This window comes from Rhizobacter terrae, assembly GCF_003852895.1.
Taxonomy (GTDB): domain Bacteria; phylum Pseudomonadota; class Gammaproteobacteria; order Burkholderiales; family Burkholderiaceae_C; genus Albitalea; species Albitalea terrae.
In genome coordinates this window covers 161,150-185,982 of record NZ_QUSW01000001.1, presented here as the reverse complement: position 1 = coordinate 185,982, position 24,833 = coordinate 161,150, and the positions used below count along the sequence as shown (strand labels likewise).

General features: G+C 67.3%; 22 protein-coding genes. 8 read left to right on the top strand and 14 right to left on the bottom strand.

The features are described from left to right. Positions 1-91 precede the first annotated feature (91 nt). On the top strand, positions 92-670 hold the full coding sequence (locus DZC73_RS00820) for a hypothetical protein (RefSeq protein WP_124538306.1): 579 nt from the start codon (positions 92-94) through the stop codon (positions 668-670). 19 nt (positions 671-689) lie between these two features. Here DZC73_RS00820 and DZC73_RS00815 read toward each other — a convergent pair whose 3' ends face one another. Continuing rightward, entirely contained in the window at positions 690-1,628 is a 939-nt protein-coding gene (locus DZC73_RS00815) for a hypothetical protein (RefSeq protein ID WP_124538305.1), read from the bottom strand. 238 nt (positions 1,629-1,866) lie between these two features. Further along, positions 1,867-2,991, bottom strand: coding sequence for an ABC transporter substrate-binding protein (locus DZC73_RS00810; RefSeq protein WP_161974407.1), 1,125 nt, complete (start codon positions 2,989-2,991; stop codon positions 1,867-1,869). 407 nt (positions 2,992-3,398) lie between these two features. Between DZC73_RS00810 and pstS the strand changes: the two genes are divergently transcribed. Beyond that, the gene (pstS, locus tag DZC73_RS00805; RefSeq protein WP_161974406.1) at positions 3,399-4,439 is read left to right on the top strand and encodes a phosphate ABC transporter substrate-binding protein PstS; all 1,041 of its coding nucleotides are present in this window, start codon (positions 3,399-3,401) and stop codon (positions 4,437-4,439) included. Between the two features lie 24 nt (positions 4,440-4,463). Here pstS and DZC73_RS00800 read toward each other — a convergent pair whose 3' ends face one another. Next, positions 4,464-5,225 carry a LytR/AlgR family response regulator transcription factor gene (locus tag DZC73_RS00800; RefSeq protein WP_124538302.1) on the bottom strand — a complete coding sequence of 254 codons (762 nt, stop codon included), beginning with the start codon at positions 5,223-5,225 and terminating at the stop codon, positions 4,464-4,466. Then, positions 5,203-6,348: a sensor histidine kinase gene (locus DZC73_RS00795; protein ID WP_124538301.1), complete on the bottom strand. Its 1,146-nt coding sequence runs from the start codon at positions 6,346-6,348 to the stop codon at positions 5,203-5,205. Before DZC73_RS00795 ends, DZC73_RS00800 begins: the two co-directional genes overlap by 23 nt. Before the next feature lie 141 nt (positions 6,349-6,489). Here DZC73_RS00795 and DZC73_RS00790 point away from each other — a divergent pair, with 141 nt between their 5' ends. Genes DZC73_RS00790 through DZC73_RS00780 form a run of 3 tightly spaced genes read left to right on the top strand, consistent with a single transcriptional unit; the run spans position 6,490 to position 10,203 of the window. After that, complete coding sequence (locus DZC73_RS00790; RefSeq protein WP_124538300.1) at positions 6,490-7,881, top strand: phosphomannomutase/phosphoglucomutase; 1,392 nt, start codon at positions 6,490-6,492, stop codon at positions 7,879-7,881. 37 nt (positions 7,882-7,918) lie between these two features. Continuing rightward, positions 7,919-8,902 carry a lipopolysaccharide heptosyltransferase I gene (gene waaC / locus DZC73_RS00785; RefSeq protein ID WP_124538299.1) on the top strand — a complete coding sequence of 328 codons (984 nt, stop codon included), beginning with the start codon at positions 7,919-7,921 and terminating at the stop codon, positions 8,900-8,902. Then, a complete protein-coding gene (locus DZC73_RS00780) occupies positions 8,899-10,203 on the top strand; it encodes a 3-deoxy-D-manno-octulosonic acid transferase (protein ID WP_124538298.1) in 1,305 nt (434 codons plus the stop codon). The genes waaC and DZC73_RS00780 overlap by 4 nt, the downstream gene beginning before the upstream one ends. Here the strand turns inward: DZC73_RS00780 and DZC73_RS00775 are convergent. The 8 genes from DZC73_RS00775 to DZC73_RS00740 form a co-directional block, all read right to left on the bottom strand. Beyond that, complete coding sequence (locus tag DZC73_RS00775; protein ID WP_124538297.1) at positions 10,200-11,390, bottom strand: DUF1501 domain-containing protein; 1,191 nt, start codon at positions 11,388-11,390, stop codon at positions 10,200-10,202. The genes DZC73_RS00780 and DZC73_RS00775 overlap by 4 nt on opposite strands. A 10-nt stretch (positions 11,391-11,400) precedes the next feature. Beyond that, positions 11,401-12,810 carry a DUF1800 domain-containing protein gene (locus DZC73_RS00770; RefSeq protein ID WP_161974405.1) on the bottom strand — a complete coding sequence of 470 codons (1,410 nt, stop codon included), beginning with the start codon at positions 12,808-12,810 and terminating at the stop codon, positions 11,401-11,403. 110 nt (positions 12,811-12,920) lie between these two features. Then, positions 12,921-14,306: a TolC family outer membrane protein gene (locus DZC73_RS00765; protein ID WP_124538295.1), complete on the bottom strand. Its 1,386-nt coding sequence runs from the start codon at positions 14,304-14,306 to the stop codon at positions 12,921-12,923. 46 nt (positions 14,307-14,352) lie between these two features. Continuing rightward, positions 14,353-14,679, bottom strand: a complete 327-nt coding sequence (locus tag DZC73_RS00760) for a rhodanese-like domain-containing protein (protein WP_124538294.1) — start codon at positions 14,677-14,679, stop codon at positions 14,353-14,355. Beyond that, positions 14,679-15,332 carry a protein-L-isoaspartate O-methyltransferase family protein gene (locus DZC73_RS00755; RefSeq protein WP_124538293.1) on the bottom strand — a complete coding sequence of 218 codons (654 nt, stop codon included), beginning with the start codon at positions 15,330-15,332 and terminating at the stop codon, positions 14,679-14,681. Before DZC73_RS00755 ends, DZC73_RS00760 begins: the two co-directional genes overlap by 1 nt. Positions 15,333-15,372: 40 nt before the next feature. Next, on the bottom strand, positions 15,373-18,546 hold the full coding sequence (locus tag DZC73_RS00750; RefSeq protein ID WP_124538292.1) for an efflux RND transporter permease subunit: 3,174 nt from the start codon (positions 18,544-18,546) through the stop codon (positions 15,373-15,375). 4 nt (positions 18,547-18,550) lie between these two features. Beyond that, positions 18,551-19,720, bottom strand: a complete 1,170-nt coding sequence (locus DZC73_RS00745) for an efflux RND transporter periplasmic adaptor subunit (RefSeq protein WP_124538291.1) — start codon at positions 19,718-19,720, stop codon at positions 18,551-18,553. Beyond that, positions 19,717-20,403 (bottom strand): TetR/AcrR family transcriptional regulator, encoded by a 687-nt coding sequence (locus DZC73_RS00740; protein ID WP_124538290.1) that lies wholly within the window; start codon positions 20,401-20,403, stop codon positions 19,717-19,719. Before DZC73_RS00740 ends, DZC73_RS00745 begins: the two co-directional genes overlap by 4 nt. A 157-nt stretch (positions 20,404-20,560) precedes the next feature. On the opposite strand from DZC73_RS00740, the gene DZC73_RS00735 reads away from it, so the two are divergent. The 3 genes from DZC73_RS00735 to DZC73_RS00725 all read left to right on the top strand — a co-directional run bounded on the left by DZC73_RS00735 (position 20,561) and on the right by DZC73_RS00725 (position 23,334). Further along, on the top strand, positions 20,561-21,124 hold the full coding sequence (locus DZC73_RS00735; RefSeq protein WP_124538289.1) for a DUF1439 domain-containing protein: 564 nt from the start codon (positions 20,561-20,563) through the stop codon (positions 21,122-21,124). A 208-nt stretch (positions 21,125-21,332) separates the two neighbouring features. Continuing rightward, positions 21,333-22,853, top strand: a complete 1,521-nt coding sequence (adh, locus tag DZC73_RS00730; RefSeq protein WP_124538288.1) for an aldehyde dehydrogenase — start codon at positions 21,333-21,335, stop codon at positions 22,851-22,853. Positions 22,854-22,950: 97 nt separating this feature from the next. After that, positions 22,951-23,334: a DUF779 domain-containing protein gene (locus tag DZC73_RS00725; protein ID WP_124538287.1), complete on the top strand. Its 384-nt coding sequence runs from the start codon at positions 22,951-22,953 to the stop codon at positions 23,332-23,334. Positions 23,335-23,356: 22 nt separating this feature from the next. Here the strand turns inward: DZC73_RS00725 and DZC73_RS00720 are convergent, their stop codons facing one another. Further along, positions 23,357-24,205, bottom strand: a complete 849-nt coding sequence (locus DZC73_RS00720) for a substrate-binding periplasmic protein (RefSeq protein ID WP_124538286.1) — start codon at positions 24,203-24,205, stop codon at positions 23,357-23,359. Then, positions 24,189-24,677, bottom strand: a complete 489-nt coding sequence (gene pedF, locus DZC73_RS00715; RefSeq protein ID WP_124538285.1) for a cytochrome c-550 PedF — start codon at positions 24,675-24,677, stop codon at positions 24,189-24,191. Before pedF ends, DZC73_RS00720 begins: the two co-directional genes overlap by 17 nt. Positions 24,678-24,833 lie beyond the last annotated feature (156 nt).

The window sequence follows — 24,833 nt, the reverse complement described above, 5'->3', positions numbered from 1 at the left end:
AGAACGGGATGCGGACACGCTAGCCTGCGCGCCAGAAGTTCGAGAAGTCGAAGAAGTTCAACAGCAATCAACCATCGTTCGGGAGACTTCCATGTCCTTTGCGCGCCTTTCTTCAAGCCTTCTTGCCGCCGGCCTGTTGTTCGTGGGTGCGGCGCATGCGGACAACGACACCACCACCCGCCGCGGTGCGACGCTCACCGAGCTGCGCAACGGCTTCGCCGACGGCGAGCACGTGGGTTCGCTGCTCAGCGGCCCCACCTGCCAGGATCAGAGCGATCGCGGCTGGAGCCAACTGCTCGCCAAGCGAGTCGAGGCCGAACTGCCTCGCGCCTTCGAGCAGGAGATGAATCAATTCAAGGGTGCACAGCCCCTGCAGGTCCAGGCCTTCGTGAACAAGCTGGACATGCAGTTGTGCCAGGCCCCCGCTGCTGCCTGGAAGGGCAGCATCCAGGTGCAGGTGGGCTGGCAGGTCGTGTCGCCGGTCGACGGCCACGTGGTGTACCGCGCCTCCACCGAGGGTTCGTTCACCCTGGCGAAGGCGCAGCGCATGTCCACGTCAGCGGCCATGCGTGCCGCGTTCGCGCAGTCGGTGCGCAAGCTCGCGGCCGAGCCGCGCTTCGCATCGCTGATGCAGGACACGCGGGCGATCAACGTCGCCTCGGCGCACTGACATCACTCAAAGACGCAGTTCAGGGCGTCGCGACGCCCTGCGGCTTGGGTGCGGCGGCGTTGATCGTCGCCGGCACCACGCTCGCTGAACGGCTTGCCTCCCAGGCCTTGGCCTGGTCCAGCACACGCTCGAACGCCACGCCTTCGGTGAGCAGTGCTTCCTTGGTCTTCGCGTCCAGGGGCGCTTCCACACCGAACTCGTCGCGCGGCATGCGGTCTTCACGCACCGACTTCAGCACGCGCTTGATCTCCGCTGCTGCATGCATGGGCGTTTGCAGCAGCACCAGCTTCTTCATGCCGTCCGGGTTGTTCGGGACGTGGCACTGGAAGCACTGGCCCTCGCGCAGCTTGAGCGCAAAGGTCTTGTAGCTGGTGTCGAGCTGGGCCTTGTACGGGTTGTCGTTGCTCAGCAGGCCGTCGAACACCGTCACCGCGGGCTGGCTCTTGCCCTGCGCATCCGTCCAGCGCCATTGGCCGTCGAAGGCCGCCTGCGTCACGTGCTCGCTGGCCTGCAGCGGCGGGTTGGATCCGAACACGGTGAACTGTGCAAAGCGGACGCGGCTGACCTTCGGATCCCACCAGAGGATGATGTCATTGGCCTTCTCGTACATGGCCCACTTCTCGGCCTCGTGCCAGAACGGGTAGGGGAACTGGCCGGGCTGCAGGCGGTTGCGGAACGCCGTCTGCAAGCGGATCTGGTACAGGCGTTCGCGTTCCACGTACTCGACGGTGTACTTGCCGTTGAACATGAACAGCGGCACGTACATGCCGGCCAGCACGTCGGGGCCGAACTGCGTGAGCTTGGAATCCTTCAACGACAGCTTGGGATCGCGCTGCCGTCCCCACAGCACGAATTCCTGCAGGCTGCGCTTGAACAGCGAGTCCTGGAACAGCCCCTGGCGGCACTTGTCGAAGGCGGCCTGGTCGTCGACCGGCGCCACGGGACACAGTCGGGCCATGTCGGCGGCCAGGTGTGCAGCAGCCGTTTCCGCGGCAACGCGTGCCTCTTCGGTCGGGGCGGGAGTGGTCGGGGTAGTCGCCGCGAACGCAGCGAAGGAGGACAAGCAAAGTACCGCGGCCTTGGCCGTGGATTGGAGCACTTGCGAATGCTTCATGAAGGGCCTTGCTGGTTGAGAAAACATGCGTTGTCCAACCCGTGCCGCCCGGAAGCAGCACGGGCGGGGTCACCTCAGAGGATCAGCCGATGATGCGGCCCGTGCGGTCGATGGCCACCACGTCCACGAAGCGCGAGCCTTGTGGGCTGCGCGAGGTGAAGTGGGTCTTGTACCCGCTGAGGTCCAGGTTCAGCTCCGACAGCGCGCTGCGGAAGCGCGAACGGGATGCATCGCCGCCCTTGAGCGCGCTGCGTGCGGCTTCCACTGCCACCCGGCCGACGATGTAGCCCTCCAGCGAGGTGAAGCCGATGCGCGTGTCGGTGCCCAGCGCCGCGAGGTCTTCGCTGCAGCGCTTGACCACGCCCATGGCGATCGCGTTGGGCCGCGGCACGACCTGGCTCATGATGACCGACTGGCCCTTGCCGGTGATGTCGTCGATGAGCGCCTGCCCGGCGAACGAGGACGAGAAATAGAAGCCGGCGTACTTGCTGGCCGCCATCAGGTTGATGATCTTGGCGATCGGGCCTGCATTGGTGGTGAACAGCACGCAGTCGAGCTTGGCGTCGAGCAGCGTCTTGGCTTCGGCCTCGAAGGACTTCGCATTGCGGTCCAGCGGCACCGACACCGTCATCTTGATGCCCACCGCTTCGAGCGCGGCGTTCATGGCCGCGGCGTTCGCGGGCGACGTGTCCTTCAGGTACACGTAGCCCACGCGGCTCATGTTGAACTCCTTCACATAGGCCAGCATGCGCTTGTACTCGTCGTCGTAGCCCGAGCGCACGTGGTAGGCCATGGTGAGCTTGTCGCTGCGGATGCCCATGTTGCCGCTGGCTGTGCCCAGCATGACGATCCTGGCTTCTTCCACGATCGGCAGGCAGGCCTCGGCGGCGGCGCCGCTGGTCAGCCCCACCAGCGAGGTAACGCCTTCGGCAATGAGTTTCTTCACGTTGGCCTTGCAGCGTTCCTTGTCGCCGCCGTCGTCCAGCGAGACGAGTTCGAAGCGGGTCTTCGAATCGCTCTTGTTGGCCGCGGTGAAGGCCGCCAGGATGCCGTCGCGCACGTCCTTGCCGTAGGCGGCCTGGCCGCCCGTGAGCGAGGCCGACTGGCCAAAGGTGACGACGTTGGTGGTGGAGTCGGTTTTGGCCGACCAGGTGAGTCCAGTGGCGAACAAGGCGGAGCCACCGACGAGCAGGTCTCTTCGATTCACAAGTTTTCCCCCAGGGCAGTGCCGATGGCCTGCCAGTGTTTTCGATTCGGCCAGCACAGCTTCGAGTCTGTGAGGCCGCCCAACTGCGAACTGCGATGAAGTCGCCGCACGTGAGTGCTCGCGTGTGCAACGCGCGGGAGATTACCTAGGCCCAGTGAATTCCCGAAGTGCCATTTACATTTACTTTCAAGTACGAGCGGTCGAAACAACGGCGTCCTCGACGCCAGGCCAGGATCGACATTTCTCGTCGGTCAAAACTACCGGCCACCAGGTAGTCATTGCCGGTTTCATCGAGGTGTCGCGAAGTTGTCATGATGGGCCGTGACAATCCCGGCGCCGCAGGCGAATGGGCGTCGGCTGGCGCATCCCAGGGACCGACAGAGAGTCCCGTTCCTCGAACCCCCTCCATGAAATTCCTTCTTCCGCTGCTCGGCGTTGCGCTGAGCCTGCATGGCGCTGCTTTTGCCGCCGACATCAAGGGCGCTGGCGCCACCTTCCCTTCTTCCGTCTACAAGACCTGGGCCGCCGGCTACGAGAAAGAGCGTGGCGGCAAGGTGTCCTACCAGCCCACGGGCTCGGGCGATGGCATCAAGCGCATCGTGGCGCGCGAGGTCGATTTCGGGGCGTCTGATTCGCCCATGAACCAGGCGGACCTCGACAAGAACAAGCTGCTTCAATTCCCGACGGCCGTCGGCGGCATCGTGCCGGTGGTCAACCTGCGCGGCATCGCGGCGAACCAGCTCAAGCTCTCCGGCGACGTGCTGGCCGACATCATGCGCGGCGCCATCACGCAGTGGAACGACAAGCGCATCGCCGCGCTGAACCCGGAGCTTTCGCTGCCGGTGGCATCCATCGTGCGCGTGGTGCGCGCGGAGAAGTCGGGCACCACCGAAGCGTTCACCAAGTACCTGTCGCTGATGTCCGCTGACTGGAAGGCGGGCGTGGGCCACGGGCAACTCGTGAAGTGGCCCGGCGCGGTGACGGCCGTCGAAGGCAACGACGGCATCGTCAAGGCGATGAAGGACACGCCCAATGCCATCGGCTACGCCTCGTACGACCGCGTCATCAGCGCCAGGCTCGCCGGTGTGCGCATGCGCAACCGCACGGGGCAGTTCGTCGCTGCATCGGAAGAGGGCTTCAGGTCGGCCGTGCAGGAGTCCGACCTCGACAAGAAGGGCGACGAGACCGCTTCGCTGCTGGACCAGTCCGGCCCGCTGAGCTGGCCCATCAGCATCACGACCTACGTGCTCGTGGATGCCCAGCCCAAGACGGCGGCCTCGGCCCGCGAAGCGCTGCAGTTCCTGTATTGGGCTTTCCTGCGCGGCGACCCGATGATCCGCAACAGCGGCCTCACGCCGCTGCCCACCGCCGTGCAGGCGCGGCTCGTGCCGCGCTTCCAGAAGGTGCGCCCGCAGGACGGCCAGCCGCTGAACTTCTACGCGTTCTGACCGGCCAGTCCCTGCGAGCCCGGCTCACATGGATTTGAACAAATGCACATAGGCGCGGCTGACCGGCAGTTCGCCGGTCCAGCCGCGGATGCGCACGTACAGGCGGCTCAGCTCATCGCGCCGCGTGCCCGTCACGTGGTCCAGGTTGATGATGGTGGAGCGGTGGATCTGCCAGAACTGCTGCGGATCCAGCTGCGCCGCCAGCTCCGAGATGGGCGTGCGGATGAGGTGCTCGCCGCCGGCGGTCTGCACGCTGGTGTACTTCTCGTCTGATCGAAAGAACAGCACCTCGCCCACCGGCACCTGGTGCATGAGCTCGCCCTGGCTGGCGCGAACGTAGCGAAGGCGGGCCGGCTCCGGCGCGGCGCCGCCCGCGGGCATCAGCTTTCGCAGGACCGCGGCGAGCTGCGCTGTTTCAGGCTCCTGCTGCGCCAGCGCGCGGCGGACGCGCTCGATGGTCCTGGCCAGGCGGTCGGACTTGACGGGCTTGAGCACGTAGTCCACCGCTTCGTGCTCGAAGGCCTGGACCGCATAGTCGTCGTAGGCGGTGACGAACACCACCTGGGTCCGGCCCTCGATGCCCTGCGCCACTTCCAGCCCGGTCAGGCCGGGCATCTTGATGTCGAGGAAGGCAAGGTCGGGGGCGAGCCTGGCAATTTCCTGCGCGGCCTCGATGCCGTTGCGCGCGATGCCGATGATTTCCAGTTCAGGCCAGAGCTTGAGCAGCTGGTCCTTGAGGTAGGCCGCCAGGTGCGGTTCGTCGTCAGCGATCAGGGCGGTGGTCATGGTTTGGCGTGGTGGTGAATGGAATGGAGAGCGTGGCCAGCACGCCGGGCTCCAGCGACCGGATGTCCAGCGAGGCCTCGTTCCCCCAGCGCGACTGAAGGCGTTCGCGGATGTTGTTGACGGCCAGGCCCGTGCCACCGCTCTTGCGCGATGCGGCCTGCTCCAGGCCCAGTCCGTCGTCTTGCACGCTCATGTGCAGCATCTTGCCGTCGAGCTCGGCGCGGATGATGACTTCGCCGCCGTCCACCTTGGGCTCCAGCCCGTGCTGGATGGCGTTTTCCACCAGCGGCTGCAGCAGCAGCGGCGGCACGCGGGCGGCTCGGCATGCGTCGCTGGCCTCGATGCGGTAGCGCAGCCGCTCGGCCATGCGCGTCTGAAGCAGCGCGAGGTAGGCGTGCGCCATGTCCAGCTCCGCGCCCAGGCTGCTGTCGTCGCGGCGCAGCTGCGACAGCGAGGCGCGCAGGTAGTCGATGAAGGACTCCAGCATCTGCTTGGCGCGCGGCGTGTCGTAGTCCATGAGGCTGACGACGTTGGCCAGCGTGTTGAACAGGAAATGCGGCTCGATCTGCGCCTGCAGGAGCTTCAGCCGCGCTTCGGTGGCCATGGCCTGGGCTTGCGTCTCGCGGTGCCGCGAACTCCAGTAGACCGCCATCAGCAGGGTCATGAGGCCGCTGAACAGCAGTGATCCGACGATGGAGTTGGTGTTGGTGAAGAAGTCGCCCACCTGGCCGCCGGCCAGGGCATAGCCCAGCGGCCAACCGGTATAGACCCCGACGGCAGGGATGCCGCTGAAGAACAAGGTGCGCTGCCACCGGTTGAAGCGGCGGATGCGCTGCCGCGTGAAGGCGGCGAACCCGACCTCGAACAGCACGTGGATGATCGCGATGATGGTTCCCGAAATGATCAGGTTCCTGGGGTACCAGACCAGCCAGTTGGCGACGCTCAGCCAGTCGCTGACCGTCTTGGCATACCTCACGAAGCCCAGGAGCGTGAACACCAGCCCCACGGCCATCGCGATGAGCACCGACCACAGGATCTGGAGCCAGTAAGGCCCTGCCCGCACCAGGTCCTGGCTCCAGTAGCTGCGCCAGGAGGCGGCCAGCAGTTGTCGGTTGATGTGCATGGATGCGCAGTGTAGGCAGGGCAGCCCGGCCCGCTGCTTGCAAGCGACGAATCGACAGAAGCAGGGATGGGCGGCAAGCGGACGGCGCGGGCTGCCCGCCTGATTACCTCCCTACAATGCCGCGCCAAGGAGAAGAGATCAATGAAAGTGGAAGCATCGGTTTTCAAGGCCTACGACATCCGCGGGATCGTGGGCAAGACCATTGACGAGACCTTCGCCGAGCACCTCGGTCGCGCCTTCGGCACCGAAGCGCTGGCCGCCGGCGAGAAAGCGGTGGCGGTGGGCCGTGACGGCCGCCTGAGCGGCCCCGGCCTCACGGCAGCGCTGGTGCGTGGCCTCGCCTCCACCGGGTTGGACGTGGTCGACATCGGTGCAGTGACCACCCCGATGCTCTATTACGTTGCCGCCACGCGCGGCAAGCACGGCTGCCACAGCGGCATCCAGGTCACGGGCAGCCACAACCCCAAGGACTACAACGGCTTCAAGATGGTGCTGGCCGGCCGTGCCATCTACGGCGACGACATCCAGAAGCTGCGCCAGCGCATCGAGGCCGAAGACTATGCGAGTGCCAAGGGCCGCAGCGGCACCATGGACGTCTTCGAGGAGTACAAGGCGCGCATCACCGGCGACTGCAAGCTCAAGCGCAGGATGAAGATCGTGGTGGACTCGGGCAACGGCATTCCCGGCGCCTCGGCACCCGCCATCCTTCGTGCGCTCGGCTGCGACGTGCAGGAACTCTATTCCGAGGTGGACGGCGACTTCCCGAACCACCATCCGGACCCGAGCAAGCCCGAGAACCTCGCCGACCTCATCCGCACCGTGCAGACCACGGAGGCCGAGATCGGCCTGGCCTTCGATGGCGACGGCGACCGTCTGGGCGTGGTCACCAAGGATGGCCAGATCATCTACCCCGATCGCCAACTGATGCTTTTCGCGCAGGACATCCTCAAGCGCGTGAAGGGCGGCACTGTCATCTACGACGTGAAGTGCACGCAGCGCCTGGCTCCGCTCATCAAGGCGGCCGGCGGCAAGCCGCTGATGTGGAAAACCGGACACTCGCTGGTCAAGGCCAAGCTGAAGGAAACCGGTGCACCGATCGCGGGCGAGATGAGCGGGCACATCTTTTTCGCCGAGCGCTGGTACGGCTTCGACGACGCGACCTACACCGCGGCGCGCCTCTTGGAAATCCTCTCGCGCAGCAAGGACCCGAGCGCCGTGCTCAACGCCTTGCCCACGAGCTTCAGCACGCCCGAGCTGAACGTGCCCTGCAAGGAAGGCGAGCCGCGCGAGGTGGTGAGCAAGCTGCTGGAAACTGCGAAGTTCCCGGGCGCCAAGGAGATCATCACCATCGACGGCCTGCGCGCGGAGTACGCGGATGGTTTCGGCCTCATCCGTTCGTCCAACACCACGCCGGTGCTGGTGATGCGCTTCGAGGGCCACACGCAGGAAGCCTTGCACCGCATCGAGGCCGACTTCATGGCCGCCCTGCGTGCAGTGAAGCCCGACGCGCAGTTCGCGGCGTCGGCGCATTGATGACGCAGGACCCGGGCCGGGACACCGCCCGCAGCGCATGCGCGTCCTGATCGTCAAGCTGTCTTCGCTGGGCGACGTGGTGCACACCATGCCGGTGGTGCACGACATCCGCGAGGCTTATCCGGACGCGCTCATCGACTGGGTGGTGGAGCCCGGCTTCGCGCCGCTGGTGCGGCGCGTGAAGGGCATCCACAGCAGCATCGAATGCGCGCTGCGGCGCTGGCGCAAGGGCTGGTGGACGAGCCAGGTCCGCCACGAATGGGGCGAGTTCCGCGATGCCCTGCGTGGTGATCGCTACGACGCGATCATCGACTTCCAGGGCCTGACCAAGTCGGCCCTGGTGGCGCGCATGGCGCGCGGCCGGCGCTACGGCCTGGCCAACCAGACCGACGGTGCGAGCCACGAATGGCCGGCGCGCTGGCTGGTGCATGAGCCCATCTTCATCGAGCCGCACATCCATGCGCTGGACCGTGCCCGCGTGCTGGCTTCCAAGGTGCTGGGCTACCCCCTCAAGGGCGCGCCCGAGTTCGGCCTGCGCTCGCAGCAGCTCGAAGCCACCGAGCGCACGCTGGTGCTGGTGCACGGCACCTCGCGCGACGACAAGCTGTGGCCCGAGTCGCACTGGATCGAGGTCGGCCGCCGCGCGCAAGCCATGGGCTGGCGCATCGCGCTGCCGCATGCAGGGCCGGTGGAGAAGGCCCGTGCAGACACGATCTGCGCGGCCATCGGCCCGGCCTGCGAGGTCTGGCCGCCGATGGACCTCGATTCGCTCACCGACCGCATGGGCGCGGCGCACGGCGTGATCGGTGTGGACAGCGGGCTGTCGCACATCGCCGTTGCGCTGGACCTGCCGCACGTGCAGATCTACAACCACCCCACCTCCTGGCGCACCGGCCCGCAGGAAGCGCATGGCCATGCCTACCAGGTGTCGGTGGAAGGCCAGCCCACGCCCGCCATCGAGACGGTGTGGGATGCGTGGGAGCAGGTGTGGGCGCAGTTCCAGCAGGCCGGCCAGCGATGACGCGACTGTTGCTGCGGCAACGACTGGCTCGCAGCGGCTATTCGACGCTGTTGCGCATGCTCAAGCCGGTGTACCTGATGCGCCTGTGGTGGCGCGGCCGGGCCGAGCCGCTGTACCGGCATGCCATCGGCGAGCGGCTGGGCGCCTACCAGGGCGAACGTACCGAAGGCTGGGTGTGGGTGCATGCGGTGTCGCTGGGCGAGACGCGGGCCGCGGCGGCGCTCATCGAGGCGCTGCGTGTACGCATCCCCGGCATGCGGCTGCTGCTCACGCACAGCACGGCGACCGGGCGGGAAGCGGGCGAGGCACTGCTGCGCGAAGGCGACCGGCAGGCCTGGCTGCCCTACGACACCCCGGGCGTGGTGGAGCGCTTCTTCTCGCAGTTCGCGCCTTCGGTGGGCGTTCTGATGGAAACCGAGATCTGGCCCAACCTGCTGCATTGCGCGCGCCGGCATGGCGTGCGCGTGGTGCTGGCCAATGCGCGGCTGAGCGAGAAGAGCCAGAAGCAGGGACAGCGCCTGGCGGTGGTGCTGCATCCGGCGGTCGAGAGCCTCTCGCTGGTGCTGGCGCAGACCGCGGCCGATGCAGCGCGCTTGCGCCAGGCGGGTGCGCCCCAGGTGAGCGTCAGCGGCAACCTGAAGTTCGACATGGCGCCCGACGAGGCGCTGGTGGCACGCGGCCGGGCCTGGCGTTCGATGCTGGACCGGCCGGTGCTCCTCTTCGCCGTGTCGCGTGAAGGCGAGGAAGCGATGCTGCTCGCGGCGTGGTCTCGCCTGGCCGTGCCCGCCAAGCCTTTGCTGCTCGTCGTGCCGCGGCATCCGCAGCGATTCGATGAAGTGGCCGCACTGGTGAAGTCTTCCGGCCTGACCCTGGCACGCCGCAGCGAATGGACGGACACGCCGCCCGCGGACGCGCTCGCCGCCGATGCCTGGCTGGGCGACTCCATGCGCGAGATGCCGCTGTACTACGGCCTGGGCGACGTGGCCTTGCTGGGCGGCAGCTTCGCGCCACTGGGCGGGCAGAACCTCATCGAAGCCGCGGCCTGCGGCTGCCCGGTGGTGATGGGGCCGCACACCTTCAACTTCGCGGAGGCGGCCGAACTGGCCGAGGCCGCATCGGCGGCGGTGCGCGTCAAGGACATCGACGAAGGTTTGGCGACTGCCCTGCGAATGATCGAGGATCCGTCCGGATTGCGCGAGACCGCAGGGCAGGCAACGGCCTTCGCAGCCGAGCACCGCGGTGCGGCGGCACGCATGGCCGACGCCATCGCCGCTTTGGTCCTCAACGGAAAAGCGGCCTAGACCACTTGCAGCACAGGCAACCCCTGGCTGCCCGGGAACACCTCCGAGTCCAGGTGCCGCGTCGCCACCTGCATGTGATCCGCCAGCACGCCCTTGAGCAGCGAGCGCATGTCGGTGGTGGTGCGAAGGTCGCGGCCCTCGAAGCGGTCTTTCTTCGCCAGGCCTGGCCAGTTTCCGATCACGCGCCCGCCCTTGACCGCGCCACCGAGCACGAAGGCCGCGCCACCCGTGCCATGGTCGGTGCCCTGCGTGCCGTTCATCGCGACCTCGCGGCCGAACTCCGTCATGACGACCACGACCGTGCGCTTCCACGTGCCGCTGGCCACGAGGCCCTCGCGCAGCGTGGCCAGGCCGGCGTCCAGCGTGCGCAGGTTGCCGACCAGCGAGCCATGCGGCGAGGCCTGGTTGGCGTGGGTGTCCCAGCCGCCCATCTCCATCACCGCCACGCGCGGGCCGTTGGGCTGCGAGAGGAATTCCGCCGCACGCTGCGACAGCAGGCCCGGGCCGCGCTTGGCGTTGTTGCTGCCGGCGCTGTCCATGTCGCTGGCGGCCATCGATGGGCCGAAGTGCAGGTCCTTGGCGCGCGACAGTGCGGTGGACAGCGCAGCATCGCCGCTGTACATGCGCTCCAGCCGCGCCACCAGTTCGGCTGATGGGTCCGGCAGCACCGAGGGCGCCCAGGTGTCCACCGTGGCCTGGCCGCGCAACACCAGCGGAACGGCGGTGTTCAGCGCCATGCCCTTGGCGTCCATGCGGACCAGGGCGCGGCCGAGCCAGCCGGTGCTCAGCTCGTAGGGCTTCACGCCCCCGCTTTCGAGCACCTGCTGCGCGTCGAAGTGCGAGCGTTCGCGGTAAGGCAGGCCGATGGCGTGCACCACCGAAGCCTCGCCGCCCTTGAACATCGCGTGCAGTTGCGTGAGCTGAGGATGCAGGGCGAAGGTGTTGTCCAGCGCGAGCGGCGCGGAGGCGAACTGGCCGAGCGCGCCGCGGGCAGCGGCGAAGTCGGGGTCACCGATCGCGGGCACGGCGGACAGCCCGTCCAGCCCGCCGCGCAGGATCACCACCACCAGCCGCGTTGACTCAGGCGTCGCCTTGCCGGCAAAGCTCAGGCTGGACCACATCGTGGCGGCGCTGGCTGCGCCGAGGACCAAACTGCGGCGCTGCAGGTTCGGAAGTTGTCGTGTCATGGGAATCTCCTCAGCGGCGCTGGAACTCGGGGGCCATCAGCAGCAGGGCCAAGGCCTGCGAGCCGTCGGACGCGCGCTCGATCTGCTGACGCGAGCTGTCGCTCAGGAGGGGGCCGAGGCTGGCCATGGCCACGGCCCTCGCATCGATGAAGCCGCCAGAGCGTTCGCCGGCGCGCGTGGCCCATTCGACGCGCTTCCACACCGCGTCCGGTCCCAGCCAGTCCTCCGCGCGGTCGGGCCATCCCGCCGGCGACGGCGTGACGTGGATGCGCTGCCCCAGCGAATAGACGCCGCCGGCATCGTGCCGTTCAAAGACACGCATCGGTGCCTTGAGCATGCGCACGCTGGACACGACGAATTCCTCGGGCGTCTTCAGCTTGGACGGCGCCGGATTCCACGCGAGCGGCGAGCGGATGAGCGCCTGGTAGACCTCGCCCAGTTGCCCGTCGCTGCGCAGGTAGGTGGCGGCGAGCTGGTCCACCAGCTCGGGTGGCGGATCATCCGCGACGAAGTGGCGGGCCAGCTTGGTCGAGATGAACTTCGCCGTCGCGGGGTGCCGCGCCAGGTCGCGCAGCACCATGCGCAAGGCATCGGGCCCCTCGGGGTAGGACTTGCCGAGCACCGTCTTGCGGCCGGGCTCGTGCCAGTCGGCATCGAAGAGCTGGCCGCGCGCATCGTCGGCCAGGCTGATGCGCCAGCCGGTGAGCACCGCCGCGAAGGAGGTCACGTCGCGCTGCGTGTAGATGCCGTCGCGGCTGCTTTCCGCGCCCAGCGTGTGCAGCTCCAGGATCTCGCGCGCCAGGTTCTCGTTCAGGCCGCTCACCCGCGGCTCCTCGCCCATGCGGTGCGCCCGGCGCGAGGCCTTGCCCACGATGCGCGAGCGCGGCCCGGCCGACTGCACGTTGTCGAGGTAGCGCAGCATGGCCGGATGCGTGGACGAGGCCACCAGCATGTCCTCGAAGCGGCCGGCGATGTGCGGGCGGATGGCGTCGCGCTCGAAGGCACCCACCAGCCCGCGCACCGTGCCCTTGGTCTGCGACACGGTGAAGTGGTTGCTCCAGAACCATTGCAGCCGTTCGGCGAAGGGCCGCTGCGTGGATGCGGCGGTGACGAGCCGCGAGGTGATGTCCGCGGCGATGACCTCGCGGAAGTGGTGTTCGCCGGGCACGGCCTCGGGTTGGGCCTTGGCGTCCTTCTTGGCACGGCGCTCGGCCCGGGCATGGGCCCAGGCCTGGGGGGTGTTCAGCAGGCCGTCGCCGCGGGCGATGTCGGCCGGGCCGATCTGCGACAGCAGCCAGCCTTGCGGATCACTGCCGATGCCTTGCAGCGAGGGCTCGGACAAGCCGAAGCGATGGGCGGCGATGGCCGCCTGGACGGATGCGGAACCCGCGCTGCTTGCGGCACTGGCGGTACTGGCCATGGGGACTCTCCTCGGACAACGCCGCCAGCATGGCATGCCGGCGTGAACGCCGGGTGTGCGCCGGTCAAGAAACGTTGCGCGAGGAGCGCCGGACGGCCCTGCGGCCGGAATTACTTGGCGAGCAGCTGGTTGACCTTCAGCACGTCGTCGGCCGTCAGCGTGCCCGAGGCCTGGCGCAGCTTGAGGCTGTTGACCAGCACGTCATAGCGCGCCTTGGCCAGGTCGCGGCGAGTGGTGTAGAGCTGGGTCTGGGCGTTGAGCACGTCCAGGTTCACACGCACACCGACCTTGTAGCCCAGCTGCGTGGCTTCCAGGGCGAGTTGGCTCGACGATTCGGCAGCTTCGAAGGCCTTGACCTGGGCCTGCAGCGACTCCAGGCCGAAGTAGGCCTGGCGCGTGCCCTGCGCCACCGTGCGGCGGGCCGACTCCAGCGTGTTGCGCGACTGTTCTTCGAGCAGCACGGTTTCCTTCACGCGGTTCTGGATGGCGCCGCCGGCGAACAGGGGCAGTTTCATCGTGACGCCGACGCTGGAGGTCGTCGACGGGCCGGAGGCATTGATCGGCACCGCGCCCAGCGAAGTGAACTGCGTGCCCGTGGTGTTGGAATGGCCCTTGCCATAGCTGCCGCTCAGGTCCACGGTCGGCAGGCTGCCGGCACGCGCCTTCTCGGTTTCGAGCTTGGCGACTTCCAGTGCGAAGCGCGCGCGGCGCACGTTGGGCGACTGCTCGGTGGGCGCCACCCATTCATCGACGGCGCCGGACAGCAGCGGCTTCAGGTCGGCCTGGGGCGCCAGGGGCTTGGGGGCGATGCTGGCGCGGCCCACCAGCGTGTCCAGCGCGATGCGCTTGGTCAGCAGGTCGTTCTGTGCGGCCAGCTCGGTGGCGGTGGCCAGGTCGTAGCGGGCCTGGGCTTCCCGGGTGTCGGTGATGGTGGCGGTGCCGACCTCGAAATTGCGCTTGGCGGACGCCAGCTGCTCGGCGATGGCGGTCTTGCTGGCCTGCGCGGCGGCCAGCGCATCCTGCGAGGCCAGCACGTCGAAGTAGGCCTGCGCCACGCGCACGATCAGGTCCTGCTCGGCAATCTGCACGTCGGCCTTGGCGACTTCCACGCCCAGGTCGGCCTGGTTGACGGTCGCGTCGTTGGCGCGGTTGAACAGGGTCTGCGTGGCTTGCAGCTGGGCGCCGGTGGTCTTGGAGGTGGTGTCACTGCCGGGGATGTCGCTGCCTGCTCGATTGGCAGACAGGCCCAGGCCCAGGGTGGGACGGCGCAGGGCGTGTGCCTGTTCGGCCTTGTACGTGGCCGAATCGGCCAGGGCACGCGAGGCCAGGTAGTTCGCGTCGAAGGCGCGGGCGGCCTCATACACCTCGAACAGGCTTTGCGCACGGACGGAGGCGGTGGCGCCCAGGGCCAGCACCACGCCCAGGGCGATCGGGGCCAGCCGGGTCGTGCGGCGGGCAGGGCGGGTCGAAGCAGAGACGGTGCGCAAAGCGGGCATGGTGAGGGCTTCCTTGGGTGTTTCTTGCTTGTGGCAGGGGAGGCGGTCAGTACCGCGGCACGGAGGGATCGACCTCGACCGACCAGGCGTCGATGCCGCCGGCGAGGTTATAGACCGACTCGAAGCCTTGCCGCTGCAGAAATGCGACGACTTGCAGACTTCGAACCCCGTGATGACAAATACAGACGATGGACTGCGAAGGATCGAGTTCTTCCAGCCGCTCGGGAATGCGGCTCATCGGAATGTGCTTGACGGCCACCCCCGGCAGCCGGATGGCTGCCGTGTCGACTTCCCAAGGCTCGCGGACGTCCAGCAGCAGCGCGTTGGCTGAGGTGCAGTGGGCATGCAGGTGCTGGACGGCGAGCTGGTTCATCAGAAGCTGAAGCGGGTGGGTTCCGGGAACCCGGACAGGCGGGGTGCCACGGTGTCGAAAAGGATGACGCTGGCGAAATCGTGCTCGCTGGTGCGGGTGAAGAGGGTGGCGCGCATGACCGGCTGCTGGCCCACGATGGCGGCCAGGCGGCCACCGACCTTGAGCTGCGCGAGCAGGCTGGGCGGCACTTCGGGCACGGAGCCCGACAGCAGGATGACGTCGAAGGGACCTTCTTCGGGCAGGCCGCGCGAACCGTCGGCGCGGCGCACGCTCACGTTTATGACACCGGCGCGGCGCAGGTTGCCCTGTGCGATGTCGGCCAGGGCCGGGTCTTCTTCCAGGGTGACGACCTGCTGGGCCTTGTGGCCAAGCAGCGCGGCCATGTAGCCGGAGCCGGTGCCGATTTCCAGCACGCGCTCGTGCTTGTGGACCTTCAGCTCCTGCAGCAGGCGGGCTTCCACCTTGGGTGCGAGCATGAAGCGGCCGCCGGGCAGGGGCACTTCGGTGTCCACGAAGGCCAGGGCCTTGTAGGCCGCGGGCACGAAGTCTTCGCGCTTGACGACGGCCAGCAGCGAGAGCACGCCTTGATCCAGCACGTCCCAGGGGCGGATCTGCTGCTCGATCATGTTGAAGCGGGCTTGTTCGGTGTTCATGGCGGGCGTCCTCGAGGGGGTGGGTGCAAAACCTGCCATTTTATTTCGCCACCGCCGCCGAGGCGGATTGGCCGGGGATTGCGCTGCGGCGATGCCACTTCCGGCTCGCCCACTGCGCCAGGTCGTCGAGATAGCAGTACACCACCGGCACCACCACCAGCGTGAGCAGCGAGGAGGTGATGACCCCGCCAATTACAGCCTGGCCCATGGGTGCGCGCTGCTCCGAACCTTCGGAAAGTGCAAAGGCCAGGGGCACCATGCCGAAGACCATCGCCAGCGTCGTCATGAGGATGGGGCGCAGCCGCACGCGGGCGGCGTGCAGCAGGGCGGCCTCGCGTTCCATCGGCGGCTGGCCGTCCTCGCCGGCGCGCGAGCGGATGGCGAAGTCCACCAGCAAGATGGCGTTCTTGGTGACCAGGCCCATGAGCATCACGATGCCGATGATGCTGAACATGTTCAGTGTCGAGCCGAAGACAAGCAGGGCCAGCACCACGCCGATGAGCGTGAGCGGCAACGAGCTCATCAGCGCCAGCGGCTGCAGGAAGCTGCGGAACTGGCTGGCAAGGATCATGTAGATGAACACGACGGCCAGCGCCAGCGCACCCACGGCGTATTGGAAGGACTCGGTCATGTTCTTCGTGGAGCCACCGAAGCTGTAGCGGTAGCCGGGTGGCCAGGCGATGCTGTCCAGCACCTTCTTGATGTCGCCCGACACGTCGCCCGCGCTGCGGCCGAAAGCATTCGCGTCGATGTTGATCTCGCGGTTGAGGTCGCGGCGGTTGATCTGGTTCGGTCCGGTGGAGGGCGTCACCTCGGCCACCTGCGACAGGCGCACCACGCGCGGCGAGCCATCGGCCGCGGCGGCCACGTTGATGGGCAGGCGCTGCAGGTCGGCCAGCGAATCGCGGCTGTCGGGCGTGAGCCTCACGTTGACGTCATAGTTCTCGCCGTCGGGCGCGCGCCAGTTGCCGACGGTGGTGCCGGCCACCAGCGTGCGCAGCGTGCTGGCCAGGGCGTTGACGTTCAGGCCGGCGTCGGACGCGGCATCGCGCTTGACCTCGATGGACACGGTGGGCTTGTCGGGCTTGAGCGTGCTGTCCAGGTCCACGATGCCGGGGATGTCGCGCAGCCTGGCCATGATGGTGCCCGACAGCCGTGCCAGCTCATCCAGGTCGCGCCCCTGGATGGAGAACTGCAGGCTCTTGCCGCCGCCCAGGTCGGTCGGGCCGATGTTGGTGACGGTGATGCCCGGGATGCGCGACAGCCGCTCGCGCAGCGGGATGGTCATCTGGTTCAGGCTGCGCGCGCGTTCCTTGCGGTCCACCAGGCGGATGTAGGTCGAGCCGTAGATCTTGCCCTGCGCGTTGCCGCTGTTGATGGTGGTGACGGTGTGGCGCACCTCGGGCATCTCGCGCAGCACGGCGTCGATCTGCTTCGCACGCTGTTCGGTCACCTCCAGCGACGAGCCCACCGGCGTGTAGAAGTTGACCTGCGTCTCCGACAGGTCCGCCTTCGGGATGAACTCCGCGCCCAGCATCGGGATGATGAAGAAGCTGGCGATGAAGGTCGCGAAGGCGATGCCGATGGTCGCGAGCTTGTGCTTGAGCGACCAGCCGAGGATGGCCTGGTAGGCGTCAGACATCTTCTCGGTGAGCACGTCGAACAGGTGCGTCACCCGGCCGATGGTCTTGTCGTACAGCGTCACCGGTTTGCCGCGTGGGCCGCCGTGGGCCTGCGGGTCGTGCCAGACGCTGGACAGCATCGGGTCCAGCGTGAAGCTCACGAACATGGAGATGAGCACGGCCGCCACGATGGTGATGCCGAACTCGTGGAAGAACTTGCCCACGATGCCACCCATGAAGCCGATGGGCAGGAACACCGCCACGATGGACAGCGTGGTCGCCAGCACCGCCAGGCCGATCTCGTTCGTGCCGGCCAGCGCCGCGTCGTGCGCGCTCTTGCCCATCTGCACGTGGCGCACGATGTTCTCGCGCACCACGATGGCATCGTCGATCAGCAGGCCCACGCACAGGCTGAGCGCCATCATCGTGATGCCGTTGATGGTGAAGCCGAAGGCGTACATGAACAGGAAGGTGCCGATCAGCGCGATGGGCAGCGTGAGCCCCGTGATGACGGTGGAGCGCCACGAGTTCAGGAACAGGAACACGATGAGCACCGTGAGCGCCGCGCCTTCAAACAGCGTGCGCTTCACGTTGGCCACCGACACGCGGATGGAGCGCGAGTTGTCGCGGTTGACCTCCACCTTCACGCCGGGCGGCACCAGGGCCTTCACGTCGGCCAGCGCCGCCTGCAGGCCATCGACCACCGCGATGGTGTTCTCGCCTTGCGACTTCTGCACCGACAGGAGCACCGTGCGCTGGCCGTTGTAGAGCGCGAGGGTCTCCAGCTCCTGCGGGCCGTCGACCACGTCGGCCACCTGCCACAGCTTGATGGGCGTGCCGTTGCGGCGGGCGACCACGATCTCGCGGAAGTCCTCCGGGCGCTTGAGCCGGGCGTTGATCTGCACCACGGTTTCCTGCTCGCGCGAGCGCAGCGAGCCCATGGGCAGTTCCTGGTTCTCGCTCTTCACGGCCGCCACGACCTGGTCCGCGCCGATGCCCAGCGCCTCCAGCGCCGCCGGCTTGATGTAGAGGTTGACCTGGCGCGACACGCCGCCCACCACGCTCACCGAGCCCACGCCGCGCACGTTCTCCAGGCGCTTTTGCAGCACCTGCGTGGCCCAGGTTGTCAGCTCCTGCGGCGACTTCTTTCCGTCGGTGGCGAGCACCGCGACGTTGAAGATCGGCGTGCTGGCCGGGTCGAAGCGCGAGATGCGAGGTTCCTTCACTTCGTCGCGAAGGTTGGGGCGCACCAGGGCCACCTTCTCGCGCACGTCATCGGCGGCCTTGCGCCCGTCGATGTCGAGGTTGAACTCGATGATGACGACCGAGGTGCCTTCGTACGAGCGCGAGTACAGCGAGTTGATGCCCGCCACCGTGTTGACGGCTTCCTCGATCTTCTTGGTGACCTCGGCCTCGACGATTTCGGGCGAGGCGCCGGGGTAGTCCATCTGCACCACGACCGTCGGGAAGTCGACGTTCGGGAACTGGTCCACGGCCAGGCGCTGGTAGCTGAACATGCCCAGCACCACGAAGGCAAGCATGACCATCACGGCCATGACCGGGTTGGAAATGGAGACGCGGGTGAACCACATGGCGTCAGACCGCCGAGGCGCGCGATGCGGCGGGCGTGGGCACGACAGCGCCCAGCTTCACCGGCGTGCCGTCGCGCACGGCGCCCACGCTGCCGCGCAGGACGGTGGCGTTCTCCGGCAGGCCGCCGGTGATCTCGACCACCTGTTCCACCTTGCCGTCGATCAATGCATTGCCACGCGCGCCCAGCGTGACGCTGCGCTGCGAGACACGGCCGTTGTCGACCACCAGGACGTAGGGCCGTGCCTGGTCCACACGCACGGCGGTGGTGGGCACGGCCAGCGCGCGGCTGCGCTGCAGGTCGATCTGCCCCTTGGCGAAGAGGCCCTGGCGAAGCGCCGGGTTGCTTTGCAGCGCGAGGTAGACCATCACGGCACGCGTGCCGCTCTGGGTGCTCGGGTTGATGCGGGCCACCGTGGCCGCAGCCGGTTCGCGCAGGCCGTCGACGAGCAACTGCGCCGCCTGGCCCACCTTCACTTCGACCACGTCTTCAGGGGCGACAGCCGCTTCCAGCTCGATGCGCGACAAGTCCACCACCTCGATGATCTTGGTGTCCACCGCCATGCGTTCGCCCGGCTGCGCCAGGCGCTGCGACACGATGCCGGCGATGGGTGCGACCAGCACCGCATCCGCACGCGACTTCTTGGCCAGCGCCACGGCCGCTGCGGCTGCCTCGTAGTTGGCACGGGCCGCGGCCTCGTTGGAAATCGAGGTTTCCAGCCCGGTGGAGGAGATGAACCCCTGCTTCACCAGCGCCTGGTTGTTCTCCAGCGCCCGCTTGGCGATGTCCAGCTGCGCCTTGGCCGAGTCCGCCGTCTGCTCGGCCTGCCGCAGCCGCCAGTCGTATTCGGTGGTGTCGAGTTGGCCGATGACCTGGCCGGCCTTCACCGTGTCGCCTTCGCGCACCGACAGCGACTTCACCTCGGCGGCGACCTTGGCCTTGACCACGGCCGTGTTCACCGCCTTGAGCCCGCCGGAGACGGCCAGGGTGCGCGTGAGGTCCACCGGCCGCACGGCCAGCACGTCGGAGGCCGACAGTTCCAGCTGCAAGGGCACCTTGGCCGATGCCGCGGCGGCCGCGTTCTCCAGCTGCCGCGCCTTCATGGAACGGGCGGCCAGGCCGCCCACGAGCAATACCGCGACGACCGTGATCGTCCAGGGAATCCAGCGCTTCATGCGACTCTCTTCAGCTTCTTGTTCTGGGGTTCGGAAGTATCGCCTTCGGGGCGGACTGCCAGCCCACGCATCACCACATCGACGTGCGTGCGGATGAAACTGTGAGGGTCCATCATTTCCCGAATGTGTGCGCAGGCGCCGATGGAGTGCTTGTGCAGGCACATCATCAGCATCGGGAAGATGAGCACGTGCACCGCCTCGAACTGGTTCACGTCGCGCAGTTCACCGGTGTCGATGCCGCGCTGGAGCACGCGCATGAAGAGTTCCTTGCCCGGCTCGATCACTTCCTCGATGTAGAAGCGGGCGAAGTCCGGGAAGTTGCCCATCTCGGTGATGATGATCTTGAAGATGCCCGAGGCCTTGGTGTCGCCCACCCGTTCCCACCAGGTCTGCAGCAGCACCAGCAGCAGCTCGTGGGTGGTGCCCTCGAAGGCGCTGGCGATGGTGGCGCCTTCGGCGATCAGCGCGGAGAGGTTCTCACGCACCACGGCCTTGAGCAGCTCTTCCTTGCTGGGGTAGTAGAGGTACAGGGTGCCCTTGGCGACCCCGGCGCGCGAGGCGACGTCCTCGGTCTTGGTGGCCGCAAAGCCCTTCTCCACGAAGAGCTCCAGCGCCGCCCCGAGCAGTTCCTGCGGGCGGGCCTCCTTGCGGCGTTGGCGGGTGGGGGCGGGTTTGGCGCTCATCGAAGATACTGACTAACCGGTCAGTAATGTAGCGGCCCGCTTGGGAAGGGTCAAGCGCACGGACTTTGCCAGCGTGAGAAGCAACCGTTACCAGCGGTTGCGACATGGCTGGCATATCCTTGCGCCCATTCCAAGTGTCCAACAGTCCGAGGACCGAATGATCCAGACCCGCCGCTCTCTGGCCCTGCTGCTTGCCGGGGCTGTCTCCCTCTTCCTGGCTGCCTGCGCCTCCGTCATGGGGCCCAAGGTGATCACCTTCAGCGAGGCCGACCTGGCCCACGCCCTGGAAAGCCACGGGCCCTACCAGAAGCGCCTGCTCGAAGTGCTGGACGTGCGTGTCAACAAGCCCAGCGTGCACGTGATGCCGGAGGTCAACCGCCTGTCCAGCGACCTCGAGCTCGTCACCACCGAGCGTGTCAGCGGCAAGACCTACGCGGGCAGCATCAGCGTGGACTATGCGCTGCGCTATGACGAACCGTCGCAGTCCATCCGCCTGACGCAGGTGCACGTCAACCGGCTGCAGATCAACAACCTGCCGTCGCCCGAGAAGACCGGGCTGAACCGGCTGGGCGCGCTCGTGGCCGAGCAGTTGCTCAACGACGTGGCCATCTACCGCTTCAAGCCCGGCGACCTGAAGAACGCCGAAGGCTATGGCTACAAGCCGGGCGCGGTCACCGTGACCTCGCGCGGCGTGGAAGTGACGCTGTCTCCCATCCGCTGAGCGCGTCGCCCGCCATGTGGCACACGAGGTGTTCCACGGTGGAACACCTCGTGCGCCATCCGTCGGTATTCACCCTCGCAATCCGGGCCTGATCGGCCGTCTTCTCCTGCCTGCGGGCGCTGGCACGCCATTCGCGTTTGGCGTGCACGCAGCGACGCATCCGCCCCGCCGCCGCTGATGCTCGATGGGGCCCCACCAAGGAGAAGACATGGACATGCTCGAACCCGGCCGCTTCGGCTTCGCGGTCAATTTCAAGAAGCGCTACGGCAACTTCATCAACGGCGAGTGGGTTGCGCCGGCCAAGGGACAGTACTTCGAGAACATCACGCCGGTGACCGGCCGCGCCTTCTGCGAAGTGCCGCGCTCGACCGAGGACGACGTGGAGCGCGCGCTCGACGCGGCGCACGCGGCCAAGGCCACCTGGGGCAAGACCTCGCCGGCGGCCCGCGCGGTGATCCTCAACAAGATCGCCGACCGCATGGAGCAGAACCTGGAGCTGCTGGCCACCGCCGAGACCTGGGACAACGGCAAGCCCATCCGCGAAACGACCTTCGCCGACCTGCCGCTGGCCGTTGATCATTTCCGCTATTTCGCCTCGTGCGTGCGCACGCAGGAAGGCGGCATCAGCGAGATCGACGACCAGACCTACGCCTACCACTTCCACGAACCGCTGGGCGTGGTGGGGCAGATCATTCCCTGGAACTTCCCGCTGCTGATGGCGGTGTGGAAGCTGGCGCCCGCGCTGGCCGCAGGCAACTGCGTGGTGCTCAAGCCGGCGGAGCAGACGCCGGTGTCCATCCTCGTGCTGATGGAGCTCATCCAGGACCTGCTGCCCCCGGGCGTGGTCAACGTGGTCAACGGCTTCGGGCTGGAGGCGGGCAAGCCGCTCGCGTCCAGCAAGCGCATCGCCAAGATCGCCTTCACCGGCGAGACGACGACCGGCCGGCTCATCATGCAGTACGCCAGCCAGAACCTCATTCCCGTCACGCTGGAGCTGGGCGGCAAGTCGCCCAACATCTTCTTCAAGGACGTGCTCGACCGCGACGACGGCTTCCTGGACAAGGCCATCGAAGGCTTCGTGCTCTTCGCGCTGAACCAGGGCGAGGTATGCACCTGCCCCTCGCGCGCACTGGTGCATGAGTCCATCTACGACCAGTTCATGGAGCGTGCCATCAAGCGCGTGGCCGCCATCAAGCAAGGCAACCCGCTGGACATGACGACCATGATCGGCGCGCAGGCCTCCAGCGAGCAACTGGAGAAGATCCTGTCGTACCTGGATCTGGGCAAGCAGGAAGGCGCGAAGTGCCTCATCGGCGGCGAGCGCAACGTGCTGCCGGGTGACCTCGAAGGCGGCTACTACATCAAGCCCACGGTCTTCCGCGGCAACAACAAGATGCGCATCTTCCAGGAAGAGATCTTCGGCCCGGTGGTGTCGGTGACGACCTTCAAGGACGAGGACGAAGCGCTGGCCATCGCCAACGACACGCTGTACGGCCTGGGCGCCGGCGTGTGGTCGCGCGACATGAACACCGCCTTCCGCATGGGCCGCGGCATCCAGGCCGGCCGCGTGTGGACCAACTGCTACCACGCCTATCCGGCACATGCGGCTTTTGGCGGCTACAAGCAGTCGGGCATCGGCCGCGAGAACCACAAGATGATGCTGGACCACTACCAGCAGACCAAGAACCTGCTGGTGAGCTACAGCGAGAAGCCGCTGGGGTTCTTCTGAAGTCTCCAACGACACGCCGGTGACCGAACCAGCCGGCGTCTTCTGTTCGGGCCGGACCATCCCCGATGGGCTGGCCCGGACTGCTTTTTTGGGAGGCATGGCAATGGGCGTCGAACAAGTGGTGGCCACACCTGAGGCGCTGGCCTTGATCGAGCGGTTGAAGGCCCTGCACGGCGACTTGATGTTCCACCAGTCCGGCGGCTGCTGCGATGGCAGCGCACCGATGTGCTATGCGCTGGGCGAATTCCTGGTGGGCGGCAGCGACCGGCTGCTCGGGCGCATCGGCGGGATGCCGTTCTACATCAGCGAGTCGCAGTACGAGTACTGGTGTCACACGCAACTGATCATCGACGTGGTGCCGGGGCGCGGCGGCATGTTCTCGCTGGAGGGGCCGCATGGGTTGCGGTTCCTCACGCGGTCGAGGTTGTATGAGGACTCGGAGTGGGAAGCCCTCGTGGCCGAGGGCCGGGCGGGGCGCTGAGTGCGGCCCCGCCCAGGTCTGATCACGCCACCCAATGCACGCGGTGCGAGGCGAACAGGCTGTTGATCCGGGCTGAAGCCGTCAGCTCGCCCATGGCGGCCTGCAGTGCCTGTGCCAGATCGGTCGACTCCTTCTTGACCGCACATCCGATTGCCCAGCCCGACCGGTTGCCCAGGGGCATGGGCAGCGGTCCGATGCCGAAGCGCGCATCCGCTGCCAGCACCGACTCCAGTTCCGAGGCCAGCCCCGCTGCGGCCAGCACTTCGCCGCTAGCCAGCGCGCGGGCCGCTGCTGCGCCGTCACTGAACTGGGTCCGCAGGCTCTCGCGCAGCACGCCGCCTTCGGCGCCGATCATCAGCCAGCCCGGCAAGGTCTGCCCGGCGACGGCCACCGGCTTTCCGCGCAGCAGATCCATGCGTTCAAGGCGCCCCAGGGCTTCCCTGGACCATGCAATCGCGACGCGTTCGCGGTAGTAGGGCGCGAAGATCTGCACCCGCGGATTGGCATCCATCAGCGGCCGGTCCACCGGCACATGCAGCAGCACGTCCGCAGGACCCCAGCCGAGGTAGTGGCCCTTCCACACCATGTTGCGCAGGTCGTCGTTCATGTTCTCGTCGCCGTGAAAGGGCAGCAGCGTGAGCCGCACGCCCAGCGCCTGCGCGAGCTGGGCGGCGATGTCCACGTCGATGCCTTCGCCGTTCACGTGGAAGGGCGGCATGTCGTGGTACACGCCCACGATCAGGCTGCCGCGCTGGCGGATGCGGTCCAGCGCGCTGCCGCCTTGCGCATGCAGCGGCGGCGAAGCCACGGCCGCCAGGGCCGCAGCCAGCACCTGCCGTCGCGACACCCGCCCCTCAGAACGGCCGTTCACGGCGCGTCTCCAGGTAGCTCTTGATGGCCCACATCGCCTCCTGGTTCAAGGTGCCCTCGAAAGGCGGCATGTAGACCGCGCCGTTGCGCGAGCGGCCCGTGCGGACCGTCTTCACGAAGTAGTCGTCGATCTCCTTGACGCACATCACTTTCTTCTTCTCGTCCTTCTGCGTAGCGCACTCGTTGTCAAGCTTGCGCAGGTCCGGCGCGATGCCGCCGGACACTGCCTCCAGCCCATGGCAGCGCGCGCAGTTCTGGTTGTAGGCCGAGGTGCCGACGCGGATGGCCTTGTCGTTGCGGCGGAACGGGTTCTCGTTGCGCCACGGGGCGCCCAGCGTGGGCAGGTCCTTGGTGTCCACGGCCTGCGGCGTCACGTCGCCGTGTGCGCCGACCCTCTGCGCTGACATGAGGCTGACAGCCAAGGCGCCGAGGACGAATGAAGCGCGAACCAACGCGCGGTGATGAAGTTGCATGAGGTGTCTCCTGTGTCAAGCCGATCGCTCCGACAGCTCTGCGCAAGGCATGTGCCAGAAGATGCATGCAGGTCGCCAGGCCTCGTTCTTCGGCGTTGACCCTAGGACCTGGCCGAGGGCCGTGTTGCAAAGTGGAGCAATTGCGTGACTCGGGCT